The 26,473-nt window shown below is 40.7% G+C and carries 16 protein-coding genes, 2 pseudogenes and 1 other annotated feature; of the genes and pseudogenes, 17 read left to right on the top strand and 1 reads right to left on the bottom strand.

What is annotated here, in order from left to right; genetic code table 11:
- From FJN11_RS06550 to FJN11_RS06540, 3 genes are all read left to right on the top strand, one after another.
- Complete coding sequence (locus FJN11_RS06550) at nt 1-786, top strand: DivIVA domain-containing protein (RefSeq protein WP_042750728.1); 786 nt, start codon at nt 1-3, stop codon at nt 784-786.
- Nucleotides 787-998, top strand: a binding site (T-box leader). It abuts the gene before it with no gap.
- A gap of 45 nt (nt 999-1,043) precedes the next feature.
- Nucleotides 1,044-3,836, top strand: a complete 2,793-nt coding sequence (ileS, locus tag FJN11_RS06545; RefSeq protein ID WP_140224368.1) for an isoleucine--tRNA ligase — start codon at nt 1,044-1,046, stop codon at nt 3,834-3,836.
- A gap of 111 nt (nt 3,837-3,947) precedes the next feature.
- Nucleotides 3,948-4,316 (top strand): hypothetical protein, encoded by a 369-nt coding sequence (locus tag FJN11_RS06540; protein ID WP_004263686.1) that lies wholly within the window; start codon nt 3,948-3,950, stop codon nt 4,314-4,316.
- A 78-nt stretch (nt 4,317-4,394) separates the two neighbouring features.
- Here FJN11_RS06540 and FJN11_RS06535 read toward each other — a convergent pair.
- A pseudogene (locus FJN11_RS06535) lies at nt 4,395-4,576 on the bottom strand (transposase); the annotation flags it as partial.
- A 530-nt stretch (nt 4,577-5,106) separates the two neighbouring features.
- Here FJN11_RS06535 and FJN11_RS06530 point away from each other — a divergent pair.
- From FJN11_RS06530 to FJN11_RS06460, 14 genes and pseudogenes are all read left to right on the top strand, one after another.
- The gene (locus FJN11_RS06530; protein WP_140224367.1) at nt 5,107-10,920 is read left to right on the top strand and encodes a ZmpA/ZmpB/ZmpC family metallo-endopeptidase; all 5,814 of its coding nucleotides are present in this window, start codon (nt 5,107-5,109) and stop codon (nt 10,918-10,920) included.
- A 152-nt stretch (nt 10,921-11,072) separates the two neighbouring features.
- Complete coding sequence (locus tag FJN11_RS06525) at nt 11,073-11,765, top strand: phosphoglycerate mutase (protein ID WP_000240129.1); 693 nt, start codon at nt 11,073-11,075, stop codon at nt 11,763-11,765.
- Between the two features lie 195 nt (nt 11,766-11,960).
- A complete protein-coding gene (locus FJN11_RS06520; protein ID WP_049552202.1) occupies nt 11,961-13,169 on the top strand; it encodes an exonuclease SbcCD subunit D in 1,209 nt (402 codons plus the stop codon).
- Nucleotides 13,166-16,345: an AAA family ATPase gene (locus FJN11_RS06515; RefSeq protein WP_140224366.1), complete on the top strand. Its 3,180-nt coding sequence runs from the start codon at nt 13,166-13,168 to the stop codon at nt 16,343-16,345. The genes FJN11_RS06520 and FJN11_RS06515 overlap by 4 nt, the downstream gene beginning before the upstream one ends.
- Before the next feature lie 328 nt (nt 16,346-16,673).
- Nucleotides 16,674-17,113: pseudogene (locus FJN11_RS06510) on the top strand (transposase).
- Nucleotides 17,114-17,318: 205 nt separating this feature from the next.
- The gene (locus FJN11_RS06500) at nt 17,319-18,020 is read left to right on the top strand and encodes an ABC transporter ATP-binding protein (protein WP_140224364.1); all 702 of its coding nucleotides are present in this window, start codon (nt 17,319-17,321) and stop codon (nt 18,018-18,020) included.
- A complete protein-coding gene (locus FJN11_RS06495; RefSeq protein ID WP_181146405.1) occupies nt 18,016-20,724 on the top strand; it encodes an FtsX-like permease family protein in 2,709 nt (902 codons plus the stop codon). Before FJN11_RS06500 ends, FJN11_RS06495 begins: the two co-directional genes overlap by 5 nt.
- 144 nt (nt 20,725-20,868) lie before the next feature.
- Entirely contained in the window at nt 20,869-21,138 is a 270-nt protein-coding gene (gene rpsO, locus FJN11_RS06490) for a 30S ribosomal protein S15 (RefSeq protein WP_001018251.1), read from the top strand.
- 696 nt (nt 21,139-21,834) lie between these two features.
- A complete protein-coding gene (locus tag FJN11_RS06485; RefSeq protein ID WP_000250865.1) occupies nt 21,835-22,446 on the top strand; it encodes a CadD family cadmium resistance transporter in 612 nt (203 codons plus the stop codon).
- Between the two features lie 494 nt (nt 22,447-22,940).
- Nucleotides 22,941-23,219, top strand: coding sequence for a TIGR04197 family type VII secretion effector (locus tag FJN11_RS06480; protein WP_070479865.1), 279 nt, complete (start codon nt 22,941-22,943; stop codon nt 23,217-23,219).
- The gene (locus tag FJN11_RS06475; RefSeq protein WP_140224362.1) at nt 23,216-23,575 is read left to right on the top strand and encodes a DUF3958 family protein; all 360 of its coding nucleotides are present in this window, start codon (nt 23,216-23,218) and stop codon (nt 23,573-23,575) included. The genes FJN11_RS06480 and FJN11_RS06475 overlap by 4 nt, the downstream gene beginning before the upstream one ends.
- A complete protein-coding gene (locus FJN11_RS06470) occupies nt 23,565-25,202 on the top strand; it encodes a T7SS effector LXG polymorphic toxin (protein WP_061590368.1) in 1,638 nt (545 codons plus the stop codon). Before FJN11_RS06475 ends, FJN11_RS06470 begins: the two co-directional genes overlap by 11 nt.
- A gap of 12 nt (nt 25,203-25,214) precedes the next feature.
- Nucleotides 25,215-25,829 carry a TipC family immunity protein gene (locus FJN11_RS06465; protein WP_061590367.1) on the top strand — a complete coding sequence of 205 codons (615 nt, stop codon included), beginning with the start codon at nt 25,215-25,217 and terminating at the stop codon, nt 25,827-25,829.
- A 4-nt stretch (nt 25,830-25,833) separates the two neighbouring features.
- The gene (locus FJN11_RS06460; protein ID WP_140224361.1) at nt 25,834-26,442 is read left to right on the top strand and encodes a TipC family immunity protein; all 609 of its coding nucleotides are present in this window, start codon (nt 25,834-25,836) and stop codon (nt 26,440-26,442) included.
- Nucleotides 26,443-26,473: the final 31 nt, after the last annotated feature.

The raw sequence follows: 26,473 nt of genomic DNA, 5'->3' as shown, positions 1-26,473 counted from the left end.
ATGCCAATTACATCATTAGAAATTAAAGATAAAACCTTTGGTACAAGATTTAGAGGTTTTGATCCAGAAGAAGTTGAAGAATTTCTTGAAATCGTTGTTCGTGATTATGAAGATTTAGTTCGAAGCAATCATGATAAAGAGTTGCATATCAAGAGCTTGGAAGAACGTTTGTCTTACTTTGATGAGATGAAAGATTCTTTGAGTCAATCAGTATTGATTGCTCAAGATACGGCAGAGCGTGTGAAACAAGCTGCTCAAGATCGTTCTAATAATATTATCCAACAGGCAGAGCAAGATGCCCAACGTTTGCTTGAAGAAGCAAAATATAAGGCTAATGAGATCTTGCGTCAAGCTACTGATAATGCTAAGAAAGTTGCTGTTGAGACTGAAGAATTGAAGAACAAAAGCCGTGTCTTCCACCAACGTCTCAAATCTACAATTGAGAGTCAGTTAGCAATTGTTGAATCATCAGATTGGGAAGATATTCTGCGCCCAACAGCTACCTATCTTCAGACAAGTGATGAAGCATTTAAAGAAGTTGTTGGTGAAGTTCTTGGTGAATCGGTATATTCACAACCAGAAGAAGAACCAATCGATATGACTCGTCAATTTACACCTGAAGAAATGGCTGAGTTACAAGCTCGAATTGAGGCTGGTAATAGAGAATTAGCTGAATTTGAAGCTCAACAAGATCATTATGTAGAAGAACATTTAGAGCCAGTTGAAGTCGAAGGCCCTTCATCGAATGAGGAAGATACAAATAAAGAATCTGTCCTAATCTTATAATGAATAGTGATATGTGAGAACAATATTTTATCCTTATATTTTCAGCGAGCAGGAGATGGTGTGAGTCCTGTAATCCCTATTGATAAGATTATCCTCTCAAAAACTCAAGTCTGAATGGAGTAAGATTTGACGTTCCCCACGTTACGGGATAAGAGGGAGAAAGACTAAATCTTTTTCCGAATAAAGGTGGTACCACGATTTTCGTCCTTTTTGGCAGTCGTGGTTTTTAATTTGTTATTTTTTATAAAGGAGATACCATGAAACTCAAAGATACCCTTAACCTTGGGAAAACAGCTTTCCCAATGCGTGCAGGACTTCCTACCAAAGAGCCAGTTTGGCAAAAGGAATGGGAAGATGCAAAACTTTACCAACGTCGTCAAGAATTGAACCAAGGAAAACCTCATTTCACCTTGCATGATGGCCCTCCATACGCGAACGGAAATATCCACGTTGGACACGCTATGAACAAGATTTCAAAAGATATCATTGTTCGTTCAAAATCAATGTCAGGTTTTTACGCACCATTTATCCCAGGTTGGGATACTCATGGTCTGCCAATCGAGCAAGTTTTGGCAAAACAAGGTGTCAAACGTAAAGAAATGGACTTGGTTGAGTACTTGAAACTTTGCCGTGAATACGCTCTTTCTCAAGTAGATAAACAACGTGAAGACTTTAAACGTTTGGGTGTTTCTGGTGACTGGGAAAATCCATATGTGACTTTGACTCCTGACTATGAGGCAGCCCAAATCCGTGTATTTGGGGAAATGGCAAACAAAGGTTACATCTATCGTGGTGCCAAGCCAGTTTATTGGTCTTGGTCATCCGAGTCAGCCCTTGCTGAAGCGGAGATTGAATACCATGACTTAGTTTCAACTTCTCTTTACTATGCCAACAAGGTAAAAGATGGCAAAGGTGTTCTAGATACAGATACTTATATCGTAGTCTGGACAACTACACCATTCACCATCACAGCTTCTCGTGGTTTGACAGTTGGAGCAGATATTGATTACGTTTTGGTTCAACCTGCTGGTGAAGCTCGTAAGTTTGTGGTGGCTGCAGAATTATTGACTAGCTTGTCTGAGAAATTTGGCTGGGTTGATGTTCAAGTTTTGGCAACTTACCGTGGTCAAGAACTCAACCACATCGTAACAGAACACCCATGGGATACAGCTGTAGATGAATTGGTTATCCTTGGTGACCACGTTACAACTGACTCTGGTACTGGTATTGTCCATACAGCCCCTGGTTTTGGTGAGGATGACTATAATGTCGGTATTGCTAATGGTCTTGAAGTTGCAGTGACTGTTGACGAACGTGGTATCATGATGAAGAATGCTGGTCCTGAGTTTGAAGGTCAATTCTATGACAAGGTAGTTCCAACTGTTATTGAAAAACTTGGTAACCTCCTTCTTGCCCAAGAAGAAATCTCTCACTCATACCCATTTGACTGGCGTACTAAGAAACCAATCATCTGGCGTGCAGTTCCACAATGGTTTGCCTCAGTTTCTAAATTCCGCCAAGAAATCTTGGACGAAATTGAAAAAGTGAAATTCCACTCAGAATGGGGTAAAGTCCGTCTTTACAATATGATCCGTGACCGTGGCGACTGGGTTATCTCACGTCAACGTGCTTGGGGTGTTCCACTTCCAATCTTCTACGCTGAAGACGGTACAGCTATCATGACTGCTGAAACCATTGAACATGTGGCTCAACTTTTTGAAGTACATGGTTCAAGCATTTGGTGGGAACGTGATGCTAAGGACCTTTTGCCAGAAGGATTTACACATCCAGGTTCACCAAATGGCGAGTTCAAGAAGGAAACAGATATCATGGACGTTTGGTTTGACTCAGGTTCATCATGGAATGGGGTTGTTGTAAATCGTCCGGAGTTGACTTACCCAGCAGACCTTTACCTAGAAGGTTCTGACCAATACCGTGGTTGGTTCAACTCATCACTCATCACATCTGTTGCCAACCATGGCGTAGCACCTTACAAACAAATCTTGTCACAAGGTTTTGCTCTTGATGGTAAAGGTGAGAAGATGTCTAAATCTCTTGGAAATACTATTGCTCCAAGCGATGTTGAAAAACAATTTGGTGCAGAAATCTTGCGTCTTTGGGTAACAAGTGTAGACTCAAGCAACGACGTGCGTATCTCTATGGATATCTTGAGCCAAGTCTCTGAAACTTACCGTAAGATCCGTAACACTCTTCGTTTCTTGATTGCCAATACTTCTGACTTTAACCCAGCTCAAGATTCAGTAGCTTATGAAGAACTACGTTCAGTTGATAAGTACATGACTATTCGCTTTAACCAGCTTGTTAAGACCATTCGTGATGCTTATGCAAACTTTGAATTCTTGACAATCTATAAGGCCTTGGTGAACTTTATCAACGTTGACCTGTCAGCCTTCTACCTTGATTTTGCCAAAGATGTTGTTTATATCGAAGGTGCAAAATCACTGGAACGCCGTCAAATGCAGACTGTCTTCTATGACATTCTTGTGAAAATCACCAAACTCTTGACACCAATTCTTCCTCATACAGCAGAGGAAATCTGGTCATACCTTGAGTTTGAAACAGAAGACTTCGTTCAATTGTCAGAATTGCCAGAAGCACAAACTTTTGCTAACCAAGAAGAAATCTTGGATACATGGGCTGCCTTCATGGACTTCCGTGGACAAGCTCAAAAAGCCTTGGAAGAAGCGCGTAATGCCAAAGTTATCGGTAAATCACTTGAAGCACACTTGACAGTTTATCCAAACGAAGTGGTGAAAACTCTACTCGAAGCAGTAAACAGTAATGTAGCTCAACTTTTGATCGTGTCTGAATTGACCATCGCAGAAGGACCAGCTCCAGAAGCTGCTGTTAGCTTCGAAGATGTGGCCTTCACAGTAGAACGCGCTTCAGGTGATGTATGTGACCGTTGCCGTCGTATCGACCCAACGACAGCAGAACGAAGCTACCACGCAGTCATCTGTGACCACTGTGCAAGCATCGTAGAAGAAAACTTTGCGGACGCAGTCGCAGAAGGATTTGAAGAGAAATAATCGAATTATAGATTAAAAAAGTTTTCTGTGTGTGTATTTTAGTTTGATATAAAAGAAAATATTAAACAAAATTAATGTATAATATTAATTTTTAATGAAAAGGAAATATTGATGAAAAAGAAAACACTTGCTCAATTAGATGGTATCATTGGTTTAGTTACAGGAACTATCCTAACCATTTTGCCAATTATTATAATTATGATTGCCTCTATATTTGATGATGAAGAAGTTGTTGGTGTCATCTTAGGAATTATTTTTATTATTTTTAGTTTAGTAAAAATTGGAATTTTAATTCTAGGTATTCTCTCACTAATATACTATAAAGATGATAATAGAATTTCTATTGCACCCTCAGTCTTATTAATTGTTGGCTCTGCACTTGCATTGGTTCCATTCTTAGGATGGATAGGGGGAATCGTCATTATTGTTGGTGCTTCATTATTTTTAGGAAGCCTCAAAAAATTTAAAGTTGAACTATAAATAGAGTTTTTGTCAACTAGAGTAAATGGAGAAACTCTAAAATTGGTTCTTTGTCAGTAGTAGTGGATTAAAGAAAAGCTAAGATAGAGAAAGGACAAATTTCGTCCTTTCTTTTTTGATGTTCAGAGCGATAAAAATCGTTTTTTGAAGTTTTCAAAGTTTCGAAAACCAAAGGAATTTCGTTTGATAAGTTTGATGAGATTATTGGTCGCTTCTGATTTGGAGTTAGAATAGGGTAATTGAAGAGCGTTGACGATTTTTCAATGATTTCATGATTGATGAAAGTTACTATTTTAGTTTTAAGAATTGTGGCTATTGTGTATTTCAAGGGCGATGAGCGTGTGACTCCTGCACTGTCTGTATTGTTTATCGTAGGTAGTTCTGTTGGATTAATCCCATTCGTGGACTAGATAGGAGAAATTATGACAATTATTGGCAATTCCTATACTTTGAAATTTTGAAAAATTTGAAATTGAAGAATCATATCTTTCGAATTGAGGTGGGACGAATTGAATCTTTGTTAGAAATACTTATTACAGTATGAAGGCGGTTAACCTTATTTTTGTTACCAATTGACGGAAAATTTTACAGGATAAATAAGCTATTTCATTCGTAAAATCTAAAGCATTTATTTGAGACAAGGAACTCTTTTTATAGTATAATGATGGTTGTAGATTAAATATATCAAAATATATATAGAAGTATTTTTGTTTCTTGTAAGTTTATCATAGTGAGGAAGCAAAATGCTTCTTCTATTTTGAAAGGGATAAAATAATAGAGAGGATATAGAATGAAAAAGTTTTTTGGAGAGAAGCAGCATCGTTTTTCCTTACGAAAGTTGGCGATTGGTCTTGTGTCTGCTTCAATTTCTAGTTTATTTTTTGTGTCTATTGCTAGCGGTGGGACCGTATTTGCTCAAGAAAATATATCTGTTCACTACAAATACGTGACGGATACAGAACTGAGTAGTCATGAGAAGGACTTGATTGTAAAGGATTTTCCTAATATTGCTGAAGATAGTGAGAGTACCTATTATCTAGTCTACCGTATGGATGAGAAAGCCCAACTAGGTCAGTTGCCTCATACCGGTGAGCACAGTAATCTGGTTACCGTCCTTACTGGTGGAGCCCTCGCTTCGATTGGACTCCTTATTTTTGCTGTTTCGAGAAAGAAAGGCAAGAAGAAAGCACTGTTGAAGGTTGTTTTGATAACAGGCATGGGGAGCGGTTTGGTCTCTTCGGTTCAGGCTATTGAAAATCAGCTTTTGCTACAATACAATCAAGAATATCAATTATCCCAAGGAGATAGTCTGCCTCTGCCAAGAGTCCTGTCAGGTTATACCTATCTAGGCTATATTAAGCAAGACAAGAAAATTAATCAGTTAGAAACTGTTGCTAGAGATCAGAAACTAGACGATACGGTTCACCCTCATTTCCAGTCCAATGAAGGTGGGCAAAATGTAAGAGATGAGCGGAAAAATCCGTCTCCAACAAGCCCTGCTGACAAGCCAATCCCTTCTAAAGATTCACCCAATCAAAAGCCGTCTGGTATTGCTAGTGTGGATCCTCATGACGAAGTCTTGGCTGGTCGTTTAAATAAACCAGAGCTCTTATACAAAGATCAAGAGATTGTAACCAATCTAGACTTTGCTGAAGTGGTTCAAGAAAATCCAGATCTAACAGAGGGAACCATTCGTGTCAAACAAGAAGGTCGTGCTGGGAAGAAGATTGAACTTGTTCGCATTTTCACTGTTGAAAACCAAGAAATTACTCGTGAGATCCTCTCGACCAAGGTAGAGAAATCCTTGCCACGTATAGTAGAGAAGGGGACTAAGAAGGCAGTTGCTCCGAGTGAAGCACCTCAGTCTGCAAGAAAAGGAGAGCCTGAGACTCAGGCCTCATTACCAGAATATACAGGCACTCAGTCCGGTGCTATTGTCGAACCTGAGCAAGTTGTCCCACATCCAGAGTACAAAGGGATTCAATCTGGTGCCATCGTCGAACCAGAAACGGCTGATAAGCCATCCTATACAGGTCCCCAGTCCGGAGCGGTTGTTGAACCAGAGCAAGTGGCTCCACAACCAGAGTACACGGGAACTCAAGCTGGTGCCATTGTCGAACCGGAGACTCAGCCTTCCTTGCCAGAATATAAAGGTGAGCAATCTGGTGCAATAGTTGCCCCTGAGAAAACTGATAAACCATCCTATACAGGCACTCAGTCTGGAGCAATAGTCGAACCCGAGAAAGTAGCTCCACAACCAGAGTACAAGGGAACTCAAGCTGGAGCCATCGTCGAACCAGAGACCCATGCTTCCTTACCAGAATATAAAGGTGAGCAATCTGGTGCAATAGTTGCCCCTGAGACAACTGAAAAAACAGAATATACAGGAATTCAATCTGGAGTCATCGTCGAACCAGAAACGGCTGATAAGCCATCCTATACAGGTACCCAGTCCGGAGCGGTTGTTGAACCCGAACAAGTAGCTCCACAACCAGAGTACACGGGAACTCAAGCTGGGACCATCGTCGAACCAGAAACCCTTGCTTCCTTACCAGAATATAAAGGTGAGCAATCAGGAGCTGTTGTAGCCCCTGAGACAGCCGACAAACCAGAATATACAGGCATCCAATCTGGAGCAATAGTTGAACCCGAACAAATTGCCCCTCTTCCAGAATATACTGGCAATATTGAGCAAGCAAAACCAGAAAATCCGGCTGAAAAACCAAAAGAAAAAGATCCAGAAAAAACACTTGAATTAAGAAATGTTTCGGATCTGGAGTTGTATAGTCAGACCAATGGTACTTACAAACAACATGTTTCTTTAGACAGTGTTCCAAGTAATCCAGACACTTACTTTGTTAAGGTAAAATCGTCGTCATTCAAAGATGTCTATCTACCTGTCGCTTCAATAACTGCAGAAATAAAAAATGGACAATCAGTTTATAAAATCATAGCCAAAGCTGAGAAACTCCAGCAAGAGCTAGAAAATAAATATGTCGATAATTTCACCTTCTATCTCGCAAAAAAGGCTACAGAAGAAACAACAACCTTCACTTCCTTTAGCAACTTGGTTAAAGCTATCAACAAGAATCTCTCTGGAACCTATCATTTAGCGGCTAGCTTGAATGCCAACGAAGTGGAGTTGGGACCTGATGACAGATCTTACATCAAGGGCACCTTTACTGGTCAGTTGATTGGTGAAAAGGATGGCAAGCATTATGCTATTTACAACTTGAAAAAGCCTCTTTTTGAAAGCTTGAGAGGGGCCACAGTAGAAAAGTTGAGCCTAAAAAATGTCTCTATTTCAGGTAAAGATGATATCGGTTCACTGGCAAATGAAGCTACGGATAACACAAAGATTAAGCAAGTTCATGTCGATGGTGTTCTGGCTGGGGAACGTGGTATCGGTGGTTTGTTGGCTAAGGCAGACCAATCAAGCATCACAGAGAGTAGTTTTAAGGGAAGAATTGTTAATACCTACGAAACGACTGCTGCATACAATATTGGTGGTTTGGTCGGTCATTTGACAGGAGGCAGAGCTTCACTGACTAAGTCAAAAGCGACAGTAGCCATTTCATCCAACACGAATAGTTCAGATCAGACTGTTGGTGGGCTAGCAGGTCTAGTAGACCAAGATGCGCATATACAGGATAGCTATGCTGAAGGTGATATCAACAATGTCAAGCACTTTGGTAGAGTTGCAGGTGTGGCTGGATATTTGTGGGATCGAAAGACGAATGAGGAACAGCATGCAGGAAGATTGACCAATGTACTAAGCGATGTCAATGTAACCAACGGAAATGCTATTACCGGTTACCACTATAATGAAATGAAGGTGGCTAATACATTCAGCAACAAAGCTAATAGAGTCTACAATGTCACCTTGGTCAGGGAAGAAGTCGTCAGCAAGGAATCATTTGTGGAAAGAGGAACAATTTTAGATGCTTCTGAAGTGACTAATAAAAAAGCAGAAATCAATCCTTTCACTCCTCCAATAGTGGAGCCCCTTTCAACAAGTGTTAGTAAAGAAAGTGATTTTTCTAAGGTGAAGTATTATCAAGCTCAGCGCGCCTTGGCTTATAAAAATATTGAAAAATTGCTACCTTTCTACAACAAGGCAACCATCGTCAAATACGGAAACCTAGTTAACGAGAACAGTCATTTATATCAAAAAGAACTCTTGTCAGCAGTCATGATGAAGGATGACCAAGTAATTACGGACATTGTAACCAATAAAAAAAGTGCCAATAAACTCTTGCTCCATTACCAGGATCATTCCTCTGAAACATTCCAGCTCAAGTACCAGACTGATTTTGCTAAGTTAGCAGAATATAGTCTAGGAGATACGGGGCTTCTCTATACGCCAAACCAATTCTTGTATAATCAAGAAACGATTATCCAGCAAGTCTTACCAGAATTGAAGAAGGTAAATTATCATTCAGATGCTATTAGAAACACACTTGGTATTTCACCAAAAGTGAAGCAAACCGAGCTCTATCTAGAAGAGCAGTTTGCTAAAACGAAGGAGCATCTAGAAGACAGTCTGAGAAAACTCTTGTCAGCGGATGCTGGTCTAGTGGAAAACAATCAAGTAATGACAGGTTACATCATAGATAAAATCAAGCGCAACAAGGAAGCCTTGCTTCTTGGTATGAGCTACTTAGAGCGTTGGTATAACTTTAGCTATGGTCAGGTTAATATTAAAGACCTGGTCTTGTATCACCTTGATTTCTTTGGAAAAGGAAATGCATCTCCGTTAGATACTTTGATTGAGTTAGGGAAATCAGGATTTAATAATCTGCTTGCTAAGAACAACGTTGATACTTATGGTATCAGTCTTGCCAGCCATCATGGAACGACAGATTTGTTTAGCACGCTAGAAAATTACCGAAAAGTCTTTTTACCAAACACTAGCAACAATGACTGGTTTAAAAAACAGACCAAAGCTTTCATCGTCGAAGAAAAGTCCACTATTGCAGAGGTCAAAGCCAAGCAAGAGCAAGCAGGGACTAAGTATTCTATCGGAGTTTATGACCGAATTACTAGTAGTACTTGGAAATACCGCAATATGGTCTTGCCTCTCCTTACTTTGCCAGAAAGATCAGTCTTTGTCATCTCAACCTTGTCTAGCCTAGGATTTGGAGCTTACGATCGCTACCGCAACAGCGACTATAAGGCTGGAGATGAACTCAATAAGTTTGTTGAAGATAATGCGCGTGAAACAGCCAAGCGTCAGCGAGATCACTACGATTATTGGTATCGTATTTTAGATAATCAGGGACGTGAAAAACTCTATCGTACGATCCTGCTTTATGATGCCTATAAGTTTGGTGATGATCATACTGAAGGAAAGGCTTCAACAATCGCAGACTTTGAGAATTCAAATCCTGCAATGCAACATTTCTTTGGACCAGTTGGTAACAAGGTGGTTCATAATCATCACGGTGCATACGCAACAGGAGATGGTGTCTATTATATGTCTTACCGTATGTTGGATAAGGATGGCGCTATTACGTATACCCATGAGATGACCCATGATTCAGATCAGGATATCTATCTTGGTGGCTATGGTAGAAGAAGTGGTCTTGGTCCTGAGTTCTTTGCTAAAGGTTTATTACAAGCTCCAGATCATCCAAATGATGCAACCATTACCATTAACTCAATCTTGAAACATTCAAAATCAGATAGCATGGAAGGATCCCGTCTACAAGTCTTAGATCCGACGGAACGATTCAAAGATGCATCCGATCTCCAGAAATACGCTCATAATATGTTTGACCTCATCTATCTGTTGGAATATCTTGAAGGGCAATCGATCGTTAAGAAACTGAATGTTTCCCAGAAAATGGAAGCTCTCAGAAAAATCGAGAATCACTATCTAACAGATCCTGCTGATGGCAATGATGTTTATGCTACTAATGTTGTGAAAAATTTGACTGAAGATGAAGCTAAAAAATTGACCAGCTTTGATAGTTTGATTGACAATAACATTCTTTCGGCTCGTGAGTATCAGGCTGGCACTTATGAGAGAAATGGCTACTTTACGATTAAACTCTTTGCACCAATCTTTTCAGCATTGAGCAGTGAGAAAGGAACTCCTGGAGATCTTATGGGACGTAGGATAGCTTATGAACTCTTAGCTGCTAAAGGATTTAAAGATGGTATGGTCCCATATATTTCCAACCAATATGAAGAAATTGCTAAACAAAATGGTCAGACAATCAACCTCTACGGTAAAAAGCAAGGATTAGTGACAGATAAGCTTGTTTTAGAAAAGCTATTTGGTGGTCAGTATTCATCTTGGGCAGCCTTTAAAAAAGCTATGTATCAAGAGCGCGTTGCTCAGTTTGATCATTTGAATAAAATTACTTTTAAAGATCCGACGCAATCATGGATGAGCAATGCCACGAAAACAATTCAAAGAGTAAATGAGTTGCAAGAACTGATGGACCAAGCTGTTCTCAAGGATGCAGAAGGTACGCGTTGGAGTGACTATAACCCAGAAACTGACAGTGCCGTCCATAAACTTAAGAGAGCAGTCTTTAAAGCCTACCTAGATCAAACAAATGACTTTAGAACCTCTATTTTTGCAAATAAAAAGTAATGAATTATAGAAGTTCCTAATCAGGATGAGAGGACTTTACTTCCTGGCTGTCAGAACTTGTCGATTTTAACTAGCTTTTTTGTGAAAAATTGTGTAAAATAGAATAGATAAACGAGGGGAAACCTCGGAAAATTTAAAGGAGAATCCATCTAATGGTAAAATTGGTTTTTGCTCGCCACGGTGAGTCTGAATGGAACAAAGCTAACCTTTTCACTGGTTGGGCTGATGTTGATTTGTCTGAAAAAGGTACACAACAAGCGATTGACGCTGGTAAATTGATCAAAGAAGCTGGTATCGAATTTGACCAAGCTTACACTTCAGTATTGAAACGTGCGATCAAAACAACTAACTTGGCTCTTGAAGCTTCTGACCAATTGTGGGTTCCAGTTGAAAAATCATGGCGTTTGAACGAACGTCACTACGGTGGTTTGACTGGTAAAAATAAAGCTGAAGCTGCTGAACAATTTGGTGATGAGCAAGTTCACATTTGGCGTCGTTCATACGATGTATTGCCTCCAAACATGGACCGTGATGATGAGCACTCAGCTCACACTGACCGTCGTTACGCTTCACTTGACGACTCAGTTATTCCAGATGCTGAAAACTTGAAAGTGACTTTGGAACGTGCCCTTCCATTCTGGGAAGATAAAATCGCTCCAGCTCTTAAAGATGGTAAAAACGTATTCGTAGGAGCTCACGGTAACTCAATCCGTGCCCTTGTAAAACACATCAAAGGTTTGTCAGATGACGAAATCATGGATGTGGAAATCCCTAACTTCCCACCATTGGTATTCGAATTCGACGAAAAATTGAACGTAGTTTCTGAATACTACCTTGGAAAATAATATTCAAAGGAGTCTTTAGACTCAAGATTAAATAGTTTCTTGTTAACTACAGTGGTTGATGAGAAACTAATATTGAGAGAGGACCAGTTTGGTCCTCTCTTTTTAGTTATATTAAAAAAATGTTATTCAATTTAAGAGTTGTTTGCCTTTAAATATGAAATGTAAAATAGAATCAAACTGAATGAGGAGAGGGTAATGAAGTTATTACATACGTCAGATTGGCATGTAGGTCGAACGCTCAATGGTTGGTCTTTGTTAGAAGAGCAGGAGTGGGCCTTTCAACAGATTGTGGATTTAGCTATTTCTGAACAGGTGGATGGGGTCATCATTGCAGGTGACCTCTATGACCGTGCGGTGCCCCCTGTGGATGCGATTAAGCTTTTTAATAAGACCTTGGCCCGCTTGGTATTGGAGGAGCAGATTCCTGTCTATGCTATCAGTGGTAATCACGATGGAGCCGAACGCTTGCATTTTGGACGAGACTTTTTTCAATCTCAGGGCCTTCATTTAAGCACACGTTTGGAGGAAGCTTTTGAGCCTATCGAGTTGGGAGACTGCCAGATTTTTCTCCTACCCTTTATTGATCCTATTGATGCTCGGATTTATTATAAGGACTATGAGGATAAGGAGATTCAGGGGATTGGTGATGCCTTGACCTACATTCTTGAGGATATGGAAAAAGCTTTTGATCCTGACAAGGCTCATATCTTAGTGACGCATTTTGCGGTTTCTAAGAAAGATGACCAAGATGGTCAAAGTCTTCGAGAACTGATGTTGTCTGAAACCAGCAATACGGTGGGTGGTCTTACCAATGTGACCAGTGACCTTTTCAAGGCTTTCGATTATGTGGCCTTGGGGCATATCCATACGCGCTTTGCTAGTCCGACCAAGCGCGTGCAATATTCAGGCAGTCCAGTCGCCTTTAATGTCAAAGAAGCTAAACGCAAGGAAGAAAAGGGTGTTTATATTTTTGAATTGGATTCGACTGGTAACTTGTCTCAAACCTTCCATTCTATAGAAGTTAGACGGCCGATTTTGACCTTGCAGGCGCCTTTTGAAACCTTGATGTCACCTGGATTTTATAGGGAACAGCCTTGTCAAAAGGCTTGGTTTGCCTTTGATATTCAACTGTCTAGCCGTAAGGAGTTAGAGGGTATCAATGTGCGTGCCCGTCTGGAAGAAATTTATGGGACAGATATTGTAGAAATCACTTTCAGTCGTTTGGGTGATGTCAGGGAAGAAACTTTGACTGTTAATCAGCACTTAAAAGATTTGGAAATGCAGTCGCCACAGGAAATTGTTTCTGATTTCTACCAGACAGTGACTGGGGGCGATGTCTTGTCTGAGATACAAACTGCCCTTGTGGAAAGTATTTTTGAGGAGATTGGGAGGAGCCGACAATGAGACCAGTCCAGTTAGAATTGACTAATTTTGGGCCTTATCGTAAGGAAGTTATCAATTTTACCCAGTTTGATCATGCACCCCTCTTTTTGATTGGTGGAGATACAGGAGCTGGTAAGAGTACTCTTTTTGATGCTATGACAGTAGCCTTGTTTGCAACGACCAGTGGTGATCGCATTGTCGAGGAGATGCGGTCGACCTTTGCTGGTCCAGAGGATGACTTGACCAAGGTGACTTTTTACTTCCAACAAGGCAACCACCTTTATCGCATTGAACGTGTTCTCCAGCAGGAGAGAGGCAAGCGAGGAGGTGGAACGACCATAAAAAAGGCAACGGCTTCTCTTGTTATTGTGGATAAGATTGGTGGTCAAGAAATCGAAAAGCTCGGGGATAAAATCAAGGAAGTTAGTGATCAGATTGAGCAGATTTTGGGTCTCAATGCCGAGCAGTTCAAACAGATTATCCTTCTTCCTCAAAATGATTTCAGTCGTTTCTTGAAAGAAGATTCAAAGACCAAGACTCAAATTTTGAAGAAAATCTTTGGAACAGGTATTTTTGACCGCTTCCAAAAGAGCTTGGAAGAGCGTCTTCGTCAGAGCAATAAGGATATGGAGAAGCGCCAGGCTCAACTAGATGGCCATTTTGCCAGTCAGGTTTGGTCTGAGGAAGAATTAGCTGTCTTGGCCCAAACACCAGCTTATGAAAAATTGGCACGTCTTGAAGAACTTTTGGCGCAACGGCAAGATAATCTTGAAGAGCAAAAAAGCATCTTGAAGGAAGCCCATGAGGATTTGGCTAAGCTGCAGAAGAGCTTGCAAACTGCACAAGATGTGGCAAAGATTTTCCAAGAATTGGAGCTAGCCAAGGAGCGTTACCGTCTGGAAATTGAGGAAGGTGCTCAGGAACAGGCAGAAGCAAAAGCGCATCTGGAGGAATTGCAGTTTGCCCAAGGCTTGCAGGAAACCATTAGCAGTTTGAAGCAGTATCAGAAGCAGTTGTTGCAAGTAGAACAGGACCTTGAAATTGCTCAGGAAGCATTAAGTGCTAAGGAACAAGCTTTTAAGGAAGTTAAGGCTCAAAAAGAGGAACTTGCAGCTAAATCTAAGGATATTCTTCAAAAAGAAGAGAAGCTGGAAGCGTGGAAAGAGGCTATTTTCTATGCCCAGAGTCTTGCCCAAGAGCAAGAAAAAATCGAACGGTCCAGTGCTAACTACAAGCAGTTGGAGGAAACCTATCAGCAGGCTTCGAAAGAGATTGAGCTCCTTTCCCAATCCTTGTCAGATTTGGAGGCCAATCGTCTTAGTTTAGAGAGTTTGCATGAGGCTGAAAAACTCCTCCAGTCTGTGGGTTACAGTGTAGATAAGCAACTGGATCAGGACCTGAAAGAAATAGAGGGCTTGAATCAGGAGTTGGCAAAGATCGAAAAGCGTCATCAAACCTTATCTTTGGATAGGGACCAAGCTCAGGAAAGCCTCAAAGAATTGGAAGAAAAGTTAGGAACGACTTTGGCTTCCCGTCGTCAACTCATGATTGCCCAGTTGCAGGCAGAATTAGAAGATGGACAGCCCTGTATGGTCTGTGGTTCCTTGGATCATCCTAAGGTCGATGGGACACAGGCTGATGAAGCGGCCTTGAAGAAACTCATGAAAAAGGTGGAGGCACTTCAAACTGAAAAAGAAAATCAAGTCGCTACCTTGTTAAACCGTCAGGCTACCTTGAGTGAAGTTGAGACTTACCATCAAGGTCTGCTTGATCAAGTGGCTAAAGTTAAGCTTGCTCTTGAAAAACACTACCAAGAACTAGAAGAGCAAGTTAAGGGACGGTTTGATTTTGATTTTTCAGAGGACTATGAAGCTGACCGTGGAAAAGCCTTGCTCCGAAAGGTTAAGCGGTATTATCAAGAACTCCAAAAACGCTATGGTAAGGAAGAGGCAGACCGTATCCATTATCAAGAGGAGTTAGCTAAGGCCCAAGAAAAAGCGACAGATTTGGCTAAGAGCTATCAAGAGGTCAAGGCAGCTCTCGACCAAGCTCAGGAACGCCTAAAAGACTTGCAGGAAGCTCATCCAGAGCTTGAATCAGTTGAGGTTTATCAAGAGCGTATTTCCCTAGCTAAGCAAGAGTTGGACCTCTACAATAAGCAAGTCAAGGAACATGGTGATTCCTACAACCAACTTCATGACGACATTCAAGGTATCAAGGGGCAACTTAAGAGCTTGAACAAGTCTAAAGAAAAGACCAGCGAAGAAATGAAGCGTTTATCGGCTGAATTAGACCAAAGTCTTAAGGCTGAAGGGGCGCTCACCAATGACCAAAATCAAATCCAGAGTTGGTTGCATGAGGTGAACAATCAAGATATTCTTGAGCTCCAGGCTCAATTGACAAGCTACCAAACTCTTAAACAAGAGTTGCAGATCCAGATTAGCAATAGCCAAGAGCTTCTCCAAAATCAAGAACAACCAGATCTCGATAGTCTAGCGCAAGCAGTAGAGGCTTGTCAGGAAAGCTATAATCAGCAGCATGCTCAGGTTTCTGTATTAGAGAAGGGGCTTGAGGATGCGACGGCTACCTACCAGGCGGCTAAGACCCTTCAAGACAGCAACCAGGAGGCCTTTAAGGCTCATCAAGAGCTCAGTGATTTGGTTAAAGTGGTTAAGGGAGAAAATACTGCTCTGACTGGGCGTCTCAATCTTGAGGTCTACGTTATCCGTCAGTATTTCCAACAAATCTTGGACTATGCTAATGCCAACTACATCGGTCTCTTAACGGATAACCGCTATTCCTTTGTCTTGAGCGAGGAAGGACGCAGAGCGCGTGATCACTTTGGTTTGGATATCAACGTCTATGACCAACTGACAGGCAGTGAGCGCTCTGTTAAATCCTTGTCTGGTGGTGAAACCTTTATCGCCGCACTGGCTATTGCTCTATCCCTCTCAGAAGTCGTGCAAAATACCAGCAAGGGTGATGTTGTTGAAGCCCTCTTCATCGACGAAGGTTTTGGGTCACTAGACAAGGAAGCCCTCACCAAGGCTATCTCTGTCCTAGAACAAATTGGTGAAAATCGCATGGTCGGTGTCATCAGTCACGTGGACGACATGAAGGAAGGAATCGCTCAACAATTAGTTATCATCAAGTCACACGATGGTAGTAGCTATATTAAGGTTATGCAGAAAGATTAGAATAAGTTAAATTCAGAAATTAAAGAGAGTTTAACTATGTATTGATATGTTTTAAGAATACTGACTAATTCTATTAGTTAACTATGCTAGAAGACTAATTAATTCTTCTTCACACTATATTGGACTTAGGTCCAAATGTTAATGCAATAAAAAGTTGACTTTGTTCAGCTTTTTTGTATTATGTGACTATTAGTCCGTCTCGCTCCGTTAGGTGCGAGACAAATAAACCACCCGCTATGCGGATGCGCGTCGAAGGCTACACCAAAAAAACTCCAAACGCGATACAATAAAGTTGTTCAAGCCAATTGTAAAGCGAAAGGAGAAAAATATGGCACAAAAGGCACATAGTTTATCGCACACAAAGTGGCACTGTAAGTATCACATTGTGTTCACCCCTAAGTATAGACGAAAAGTCACTTATAATCAATATAGAAGTAGTTTAGGAGAAATATTCCACCAAGGATAAGTATTTCAAGTTTCATGGGGTATTTAAAAGGTAAAAGTGCACTCATGATGTTTGACAAACACGCTAATCTCAAGTACAAGTTTGGAAAGCGACATTTTTGAGCGGAAGGTTATTATGTGAGAACGATTGGACTCAATGAAGCCACAATTAAGAAATATATTTAAGATTAAAGAAATTATCCAGTGGATGATTTCTTCACGAGTATGAAATTTTGAGAATGAGTGAAGCATGATATAGTACTAGATAAATTAAGTGTAAAAGAATATGAGGATCCCTTTAGGGATAGTGGTAAGTCTCTTTAAGAGGCAAGTGACGAGTCACGAGCAATGAGGCTTAAACAACGTGAAAGCCAGCGTCTTTAGGCGCGGGCTGGTAATTTAGGCTTATAGCCCTGGTACAAACCACCGTTTGACGGGTGGTTATGATTTGCTTCTGGTTTCCAACTCTTCGAAAAAGCGTTATAATGATAGTAAAGAGTGACTTGTTTGTAAGAAAGAGAGAAGGACGATGGCTTATATTGAAATGAAACACAGCTACAAGCGTTACCAGGTTGGGGATACGGAGATTGTGGCCAATCGTGATGTGAATTTTGAGATTGAAAAGGGTGAATTGGTTATCATTCTAGGTGCATCTGGTGCGGGCAAGTCAACGGTTCTTAATCTTCTTGGGGGAATGGATACCAATGACGAAGGGGAAATCTGGATTGATGGTGCCAATATTGCAGACTACAATTCCCACCAGAGAACCAATTACCGCCGCAATGATGTCGGTTTTGTTTTTCAGTTTTATAATCTAGTTTCCAATCTGACAGCTAAGGAAAATGTGGAGTTGGCATCAGAAATTGTGACAGATGCCTTGAATCCTGAACAGGTCTTGACAGATGTAGGTCTGGCTCATCGTCTCAATAACTTTCCAGCCCAGCTTTCTGGAGGGGAGCAACAGCGAGTCTCCATTGCACGCGCAGTAGCCAAAAATCCTAAAATCCTCCTTTGTGATGAACCAACTGGAGCCTTGGATTATCAAACAGGCAAGCAGGTTTTGAAGATTCTCCAAGATATGTCTCGTCAAAAGGGAGCGACGGTGATTATCGTAACTCATAATAGCTCGCTAACTCCTATCGCAGATCGGGTGATTCACATGCGTGATGCCACTGTTATGAGAGTAACAATCAATGAGAATCCACAGGCTATCGATACATTGGAGTATTAGCATGAAAAAAACATACCGAAAAGACTTGCTCCAGTCGGTGACTGCTTCCAAGGGACGCTTTTTATCCATCTTGACCTTGATGATGCTGGGGTCTTTAGCCCTAGTAGGTCTCAAAGTGACTAGCCCCAATATGGAACGTACTGCTGAGGATTATCTTCGTAAAGCAAATACCTTGGATCTGGCAGTGATAGCTGATTATGGCTTGTATAAAGAGGATCGAGACGAACTAAAGACCCTTCAAGGAGCAAGTGTTGAGTTTGGCTATATGGCAGACCTAACCGTTGAAAATAGTGAAGAAGCGGTTCGACTTTATTCCAAGCCGGAGGGAATTTCAACCTTCCAAGTGACAGAAGGGCGACTTCCAGAGGCTGATGGGGAAATTTCCTTGGCAGATTTCTGGAGAGACCGCTATCAGATTGGGCAGACTATCATCTTTAGCAAGAAAGAAGAAGGGAAGCCCGTCATAAAATCCCAATCTTTCACCATTACTGGATTTGTTCAGTCGGGTGAAATCCTTTCTAAAGAAGATTTAGGAGGAGCTAGTAGTGGAAATGGAAGCTTGGCTGGCTATGGAGTGATTTTACCCAGTCAGTTTGACTCAGATGTTTATAGCATTGCGCGTGTGCGCTATGATGATTTAAAAAATTTGGATGCTTTCTCATCAGACTATAGAAGCAAACGAGATCAACACCAGGAAGACTTACAAAACTTGCTTGCCGATAATGGTCAAAAAAGATTGGCAAGTATCAAAGCAAATGGGCAAAAGAGCTTGGAAGATGGAAAAGAGCAGCTCCAAACAGCTGAAGGTAACCTTCAAAAAGGCAAGAGCCAGTTAGAACAGGCTGAAAGTCGATTGAAAACGCAAGAAGAACAAGTGACCGCTTTGCCTGAGCCTCAAAAGAGTCAAGTCAAGGAGCAATTGACAAAAGCTAAGGAAGAATTGGCTACAGAAAAAGAAAAAATGGCTCAGACAGAGAGTAATCTAGCCAAGGAAAAAGAGAAGCTTGAACAACGCCAGAAAGAGCTTGATGAACTGGCAGAGCCTACTTACCATGTATACAACCGCCAAACCATGCCAGGCGGTCAAGGCTATCTCATGTACAGTAACGCTTCAGCAAGTATTCGTTCTGTCGGGAATATCTTTCCCGTGGTGCTTTATATGGTCGCTGCAATGGTAACCTTTACAACTATGACTCGCTTTGTGGATGAAGAGCGTACCAATGCTGGTATTTTCAAGGCCCTAGGTTACCAGAATAAAGATATTGTTGCCAAGTTTGTCCTCTATGGTTTTCTTGCAGGAACTGTGGGAACCGTTTTAGGAACGCTTCTAGGACATTATCTCCTTGCAGGCGTGATTTCGGATGTTATAACAGCTGGAATGGTCGTTGGGAAAAGTCAGGAGTATTTCTACTGGTCTTATAGCCTTCTTGCCCTGGCCTTAAGTTGGGTATCCAGTGTCTTGCCAGCTTATCTAGTGGCACGGAGGGAATTGCACGATGAAGCAGCCCAACTTTTGCTGCCCAAACCTCCCGTTAAAGGATCAAAGATTTTGCTGGAACGCTTGAGCTTTATTTGGAGTCGTTTGAGCTTCACTCATAAGGTTACGGCGCGAAATATTTTCCGTTATAAGCAACGGATGTTGATGACCATTTTTGGAGTTGCGGGTTCGGTTGTTCTCCTATTTGCAGGTCTTGGCATTCAGTCTTCTGTGGGAGGAGTTGTCGAGCGTCAATTTGAACAAATCCAGCAATACCAGATGATTGTAGCGGAAAAGAGCAGTGTAACGGAGCAAGAAAAAGCAGACCTAGAAAGTGCCTTGCAAGCTGAGCCTATCCATGCTTATCAAAAGATTTACTCTAAATCCATTGAAAAAGATTTCAAAGGAAAAGCAGGACTTCAGACTATCACCATAATGGTCACAAGCCGAGAAAATTTCAAACCCTTTATCGCATTAGAGGAAAATGGCCAAGAGGTGCAGGTCACAGATGGAGCAGTCGTGAGTCAAAAATTAGCTCAACTAGAAGGTATTACGGTTGGAGACAAGCTGGAGCTTGATGGGAAAGAAATCAGGGTCGCGGCTATTTCTGAAAACTATGTTGGAAACTTTGTTTATCTCAACCGAGCGACATACGAACAAGTCTACGATACCAGTCCGAAAGACAATACCTACCTAGTAAAATTAAAAGAGCCAACACCATCCAATACGGAGAAAGAAGCTGCGGCCTTTATGAAAAAAACTGCTGTTTCTGGGGTGGTCCAAAATGCAACGCCTATCCACCTTTTTGAATCTGTAGCCAATTCTCTCAATAAAACCATGGCAATCCTTGTCCTTGTTTCCGTCTTGCTAGCCATTGTCATTCTTTACAATCTCACCAATATCAATGTGGCAGAGCGTATCCGTGAACTTTCGACCATCAAGGTTCTCGGTTTCCATAATAAAGAAGTGACCCTCTATATCTACCGCGAGACCATGGTGCTGTCCTTTGTGGGGATTGTTCTCGGTTTGGTAGCTGGCTACTATTTACATCAATTTTTGATTCAAATGATCTCACCTGCCACCATACTTTTTTATCCACAGGTCAGCTGGGAAGTCTCTGCTCTTCCAATCGTCGCAGTGACTGTGATTTTAGCCTTACTGGGTTTCTTTGTCAATCACCACTTGAGAAAGGTGGATATGCTTGAAGCCCTGAAATCAGTAGAGTAGGTCAAGTTTTTAAAAAGTAAATCAGTTGACAAAGTCTCTGCTTCTTGGTAGAATAAGAACTGTCGTAAAGACAAATAACTTCTTCTTGGTTGCAGGCATGCCAACCTGTCACTCGGATGAAGCCAAATAAAAAGGAGAAACATCATGGCAATCTCAAAAGAGAAAAAAAATGAAATCATCGCACAATATGCACGTCACGAAGGTGATACAGGTTCAGTAGAGGTTCAAGTTGCTGTCCTTACTTGGGAAATCAACCACCTTAACGAACACATCAAACAACACAAAAAAGACCACGCTACTTACCGTGGATTGATGAAGAAAATCGGTCGCCGTCGTAACTTGCTTGCATACTTGCGTAAAAACGACGTTAACCGTTACCGTGAGTTGATCAACTCTCTAGGACTTCGTCGCTAATCTTGCGTTTAAAACGTTTCTATACTGCGTTGGCTTCGCCTCGATGTACCATCAGTACAATCTTCGGCTTGTCGCCTAGTCTATAAACGTTTTATCCAGCAAGACTGGAGCTCTCTGACTTCAGAGGGCTTTTTGTTTTTATCTGCTTGCTTAGGCCGTGTTCAATTAACAAGATACAAAGGCCGTCAAAAGCACAAAGCAAAAATAGGAAAATTGACGAAGAAACTTCAGTTTCTAGGAGATTTTATCTTTTTTGCCAAGTGCTTAGGCCGTGTTCAATTGAGCATATCTTGATAATGAAGCTACTCTAAATTGGGTAGCTTTTTTGTATGGATTTTAGCCCGAGCTCAAATCAGCTCTCTGATCTCAGGGGGCTTTTTTATTGAGGTTTTATCGGTCACAATTTTGGAGACTACAAAAACCTCAAATGGTATCAGCTAATGACACCATAAGGGTGCGTAGCTGTCTGCAAGCTCCCTCGGAGAGCCCACACTTTACGAAGTAAAGTATAGTATGTTATACTTTACATGGAAGTAGTCACCGAATTCCAGTTAGAAATTACTTTGTAACTACGTTTTGAGGAGGAGTAAAATGCTTTCCTATGTTCGACATTACCCACTAGCGATAGCTAAATTAATGTGTCTGTGCTCTCCTAAAATCTGCTGATTTATTACTGACTAATACAGGAGTTTTTTTATGGTACAGACAATCATATCTGCTATTGGTGTTTATATTTCTACCAGTATCGATTATTTAATTATTTTAATTATTTTATTTGCACAGCTATCACAGAATAAACAAAAATGGCATATTTATGCGGGGCAATATCTAGGCACAGGCTTACTTGTAGGGGCGAGTTTAGTTGCTGCTTATGTCGTTAATTTCGTGCCTGAAGAATGGATGGTTGGATTGCTTGGTTTAATCCCTATCTATTTAGGGATTCGCTTTGCAATTGTTGGAGAAGGTGAGGAAGAAGAGGAAGAAATTATTGAAAGATTAGAACAAAGCAAGGCAAATCAACTGTTTTGGACAGTTACATTGCTAACAATTGCGTCTGGCGGAGATAATTTAGGTATCTATATACCTTATTTTGCTTCGTTAGATTGGTCACAGACCCTCGTGGCTTTGCTTGTGTTTGTAATCGGCATAATTATCTTATGCGAGATTAGTCGGGTGTTATCCTCTATTCCGTTAATATTCGAGACAATTGAAAAATACGAGCGAATCATTGTGCCCTTAGTATTCATTCTACTTGGACTATACATCATGTATGAAAATGGCACGATAGAGACTTTTCTGACCGTGTAGATTTTTTTGTTTCACTAGGATTTTAGCCCGAGCTCAAATCAGCTCTCTAATTTCAGAGGGCTTTTTATGTTGTCACTTTACCTCGCGATATACTCGAGTATAATCTTCGGTTACGGTTCCTAGCACTATAAGGTAAAATAAACCAGATTTTCTCCCTTCGTGTAGATTTTATCTTTTTTGCCAAGTGCTTAGTCCGTGTTCAATTAACAAGATACAAAGGCCGTGAAAAGCACAAAGCAAAAATAGGAAAAGTGACGAAGAAACTTCAGTTTCTAGGAGATTTTATCTTTTTTGCCAAGTGCTTAGGCCGTGTTCAATTGAGCATAGCTTGATAATGAAGCTAGTATAATTAGGTAGCTTTTTAGATATAAAACTATTTTATTATCTAAATATAGAATAAATTAGGGCTTGCATTCAAAACATGGTATAATAGGTCTATATAGCTAAATAAAGTAAACCTATCACAAGGGATTGAGAAAAAGGATAGAACAGTCATGTCAACAGTAAAAAGTGATCTAAATATTGCGCAAACATATGCGAGTCAGCTGAAAAATGCTTGTCAATCTTTAACAGCAATTGCTGTGGCTAGTCAAGATGATCGAACGACCCTTCAAGGGAATAACAAAGCCCATCAATGTCTGACAAAGTCTCAAAATCTAGCTAGTCAGATTTCGGCAGCCGTCACCCTGACTTCAGAACGACTGCACTCTATAGCGAGTGATTTTGAGGCGCTAGATGAAGCGGGTGCCAATGGTTTTAGGAGTCATGCATGAGCAAGTTAGATGAGTTGAAGAAAAGAGAGCGAGACCTCTTGTACCAACTAGAAGACAATGGAAAAGAGAAATATCGCACCAAAGAACTGATAGAAACCTTTGAAGGGTATGATAGAGCTAGTCACCGTTATCAAAATTATTTGTGGGAGGCGGCCTATCAGAGCCGATATGCAGGACAGTTGGAAGAAACACTCCTACAAAGAAACCAACTTAAAAACCAAATTCTTGAGAAGCTCAGCTACCGCTTGGATGATTTGAAAAAAGAAAAGTTCCGGTTAGAGGGAGACTTGGATGCGGTTTACTATGAAAGACGCAAAGAACTAGAAAGAGAGGAGGAAAAACGACATGGGCATTGATATGTACTTAGAACAATCACAACTACAAAGTTCGAGTGTAGCAACCATGTGCCAATCTCAGGTTGAGGCTTATCAAGACTTGCAATCAGCCATCAAAAAGTTTTCAGAGGATACAGAGAGTCTAAAGGGCGATGCTTATAATTCGGCTAGAAGTTTTTTTGCAAGTGTCTTATTGCCCTTGAGCAAAGGGGGACAGCTCTATGCGGAAACCTTCTCTCAAGCCATCAAGAAATTACCAGAAGACTACCAAAGTATGGTCGACAGCAAGAGTTGGCGCGAGGATGATCTACTTGATAAGATCAGCCAGGAAGAGCAAATGATTGCTTATCTAGATGAAGTCAACCAATCCCTTTCTAGCTTGACCATGGATAGTGAAGAAAAGGGAAGATTGAGACGCAGTAATGTGGAACTCATGCGAGGACACCATGCCAATAAACGCGTCTATGAAACGATTTTGAGAGACCTGCGTGCCTATGATAGCTATTCAGGAGGACTGTTCGATGAACTAGACAGTATCGATGTGCAGTTGAGTCGCGGACTGGCCCAGATTGAAAATAGTTGGGATGCAAAGACAGGGAGCTTTAAAATTCCATCTGACCTGACTTGGGCCAACTACCTATCTGCCTATTCTGACACAAAGGATATGAAGCTCAGTCGTCAAGAGAAGGCCTTTGTCCAGACCATGATAGCAGAATACGGCTTTGACGCAGAGACAGCCCAACAGCTCTTGACAATCAAGCAAGGGATAGATAAGAAGTTCCCAACCTCAAGTCAAGAGTTCCGTGACTATATCTTTTTGCGAGTCGTCGGTGCCGCCAACTATGACGACTTTAAGTGGAACGAAACGGCAGGTGGATTGTGGCAATATTTTTATAAAGAATTTGTGAGTGATCCGAATACAGGCCAAAAATTGAGAACTTTAAAACCAATTCTTGAAATCTTTCAAGAACTGGGATTGAAAGAAGAAAAGGCCAAAGAACTGTATTATAATCTTAGATTGCAACATGAGATGGCAGGTGGGAAAATTGATAATATAGAAAAAATAAAAGAAAACGAAATTGATTATAATAATGCCAAGTTTAAATACGAAAAAGTTTATGGTACTTCAGGTAACTTTGACCAATTTTGGGACAGCAAACTAAAGTCATACTCTAACAATGGAGCGGGCCATGCAGACTTTACCCACCAGTCCATCACTATGGCCACTCATCTTAATCCTAGCAGTTTCCAGTTATCCGATATCTATGGTGGTAGAGAGCGTGTCAAGGACCTTTCTGGCTGGGAGGGAGACACGACCTTTAATGCTACGGATAAGAAGCCAAGTATCGGAGAGGATGACTACAAGGCGGATTTGGACTCGGTCAACCTTATCGGCCGTATGCAAAATGGGCAATCCTATGACCAAGCCATCTCTTCTTACTATGCTGACCTTCAAAAAGACTCCTCTCAGAGAGAAAGAGAATTTTTGAAAAATAAGGATTGGAAAAAGGTCAAAGGTACAATCTACGCAGGGGTAGCGCCTGCGGATATACTGAGAAAGGGTGAGGCATCTATTAAAGAGTATATTGAAGAAAAATACCCAGAAGTATCCGCATTTTTAAATCGTTTAGAGGCTGTGGCAGACTAGGAGGAAAAGTTAATGAAGAAACTACTAGGTATAACAGCGTTAATGTCGTTTATCATATTCATCTGTTTTTACTTTTTTCCTAAACAACCAAAAAATATTTTTGATGAGATTTACCAAGAAACTGAGAAAACCTATCGAACAAATAATATTTTAAGGCATATAGATGGCTTTGAAATTAGTCCAGGTTGGCCAAGTGATGGAGAGTATTCTAAATATTATCCGTTTGGAACTTATAATAAAGACCATACCCCAGAAGAGTATTTTGAAGTAGAAATTAGTTTTAATTTTGCTACAAAAACACAGTTAAGTTCAATCTCATTTGAAAAGCGAATCGGGCCAAACGTTAGAGTTCGCTTATGGAATAAATATATTCGTAAGGATCGTGTTTTGAAAAAATTTGTCAAAATAGGTTTGAAGAAAGCAGATACGGAAACTTATATTGAAGACGAAGCTCAGGTGAAATCCTATCTAGAGCAGTACGGTATCACTGCTAAGGACTTGGATTCTTACTACGACGAAATCGTCAACCAGAAAGTCTTGAAGGACTGGTGCACCATTTATGACAGCAAGTACTCGCCAAGTAATTATGGCGATGTTAAGATTGAAACCCAGTGGGAGAATTGGTGATAACATGAAGAAGATTCTCGGTTTAGTAGCCTTATTCGTACTAATTATATTATCCTGTTTTTACTTTTTTCCTAAACAACCTAAAAATATTTTTGATGAAATCTACCAGGAGACAGATAAGACATATCATACAAATAATATTTTAAGAAACATAGATGGGTTTAAAATCAGTCCAGGTTGGCCAAGTGATGACCCAAATATATCTTATACTCCTTTTGGAAAGTATGAAACTCTTCCCGAAGGCTATAGTGATATAACCATTAACTTTAATTTTGGTTCAGGTATTAAAGGGATGTCAATTCGTTTTGAAAGAAAGACTAATTCAAATATTACCCTATGGTATTCTGCACACTATAATATGCAAAAGAAAGTGCTCAAAAAGAAACTTGCGATTTTTGAAGAGCCAAGGAAACCAGGTCAATTTATTGATGATGAAGAAAAAGTAAGAGAATATTTAAGAAAAAATAATATTTCCAAAGAAGATTTAGAGAAAGACTTTGACGAAATCGTCAACCAGAAAGTCTTGAAAGACTGGTGTACCATCTATGACAGCAAGTATTCACCAAGTAATTATGGCGATGTCAAGATTGAAACCCAGTGGGAGAATTGGTAGTAAGTTGTATAAGAAACTATGAAATAACTTT

The sequence above is a fragment of the Streptococcus symci genome (assembly GCF_006385165.1).
In the GTDB taxonomy this organism is placed as follows: Bacteria; Bacillota; Bacilli; order Lactobacillales; family Streptococcaceae; genus Streptococcus; species Streptococcus symci.
This window is presented reverse-complemented; position numbering and strand designations above follow the sequence as displayed.

Bases quoted from the DNA above. Each gene is read 5' to 3' on its own strand.
- FJN11_RS06550 (WP_042750728.1), top strand. From the start codon at position 1: ATGCCAATTACATCATTAGAAATTAAAGATAAAACCTTTGGTACAAGA.
- ileS (WP_140224368.1), top strand. From the start codon at position 1,044: ATGAAACTCAAAGATACCCTTAACCTTGGGAAAACAGCTTTCCCAATG.
- FJN11_RS06540 (WP_004263686.1), top strand. From the start codon at position 3,948: ATGAAAAAGAAAACACTTGCTCAATTAGATGGTATCATTGGTTTAGTT.
- FJN11_RS06530 (WP_140224367.1), top strand. From the start codon at position 5,107: ATGAAAAAGTTTTTTGGAGAGAAGCAGCATCGTTTTTCCTTACGAAAG.
- FJN11_RS06525 (WP_000240129.1), top strand. From the start codon at position 11,073: ATGGTAAAATTGGTTTTTGCTCGCCACGGTGAGTCTGAATGGAACAAA.
- FJN11_RS06520 (WP_049552202.1), top strand. From the start codon at position 11,961: ATGAAGTTATTACATACGTCAGATTGGCATGTAGGTCGAACGCTCAAT.
- FJN11_RS06515 (WP_140224366.1), top strand. From the start codon at position 13,166: ATGAGACCAGTCCAGTTAGAATTGACTAATTTTGGGCCTTATCGTAAG.
- FJN11_RS06500 (WP_140224364.1), top strand. From the start codon at position 17,319: ATGGCTTATATTGAAATGAAACACAGCTACAAGCGTTACCAGGTTGGG.
- rpsO (WP_001018251.1), top strand. From the start codon at position 20,869: ATGGCAATCTCAAAAGAGAAAAAAAATGAAATCATCGCACAATATGCA.
- FJN11_RS06485 (WP_000250865.1), top strand. From the start codon at position 21,835: ATGGTACAGACAATCATATCTGCTATTGGTGTTTATATTTCTACCAGT.
- FJN11_RS06480 (WP_070479865.1), top strand. From the start codon at position 22,941: ATGTCAACAGTAAAAAGTGATCTAAATATTGCGCAAACATATGCGAGT.
- FJN11_RS06475 (WP_140224362.1), top strand. From the start codon at position 23,216: ATGAGCAAGTTAGATGAGTTGAAGAAAAGAGAGCGAGACCTCTTGTAC.
- FJN11_RS06470 (WP_061590368.1), top strand. From the start codon at position 23,565: ATGGGCATTGATATGTACTTAGAACAATCACAACTACAAAGTTCGAGT.
- FJN11_RS06465 (WP_061590367.1), top strand. From the start codon at position 25,215: ATGAAGAAACTACTAGGTATAACAGCGTTAATGTCGTTTATCATATTC.
- FJN11_RS06460 (WP_140224361.1), top strand. From the start codon at position 25,834: ATGAAGAAGATTCTCGGTTTAGTAGCCTTATTCGTACTAATTATATTA.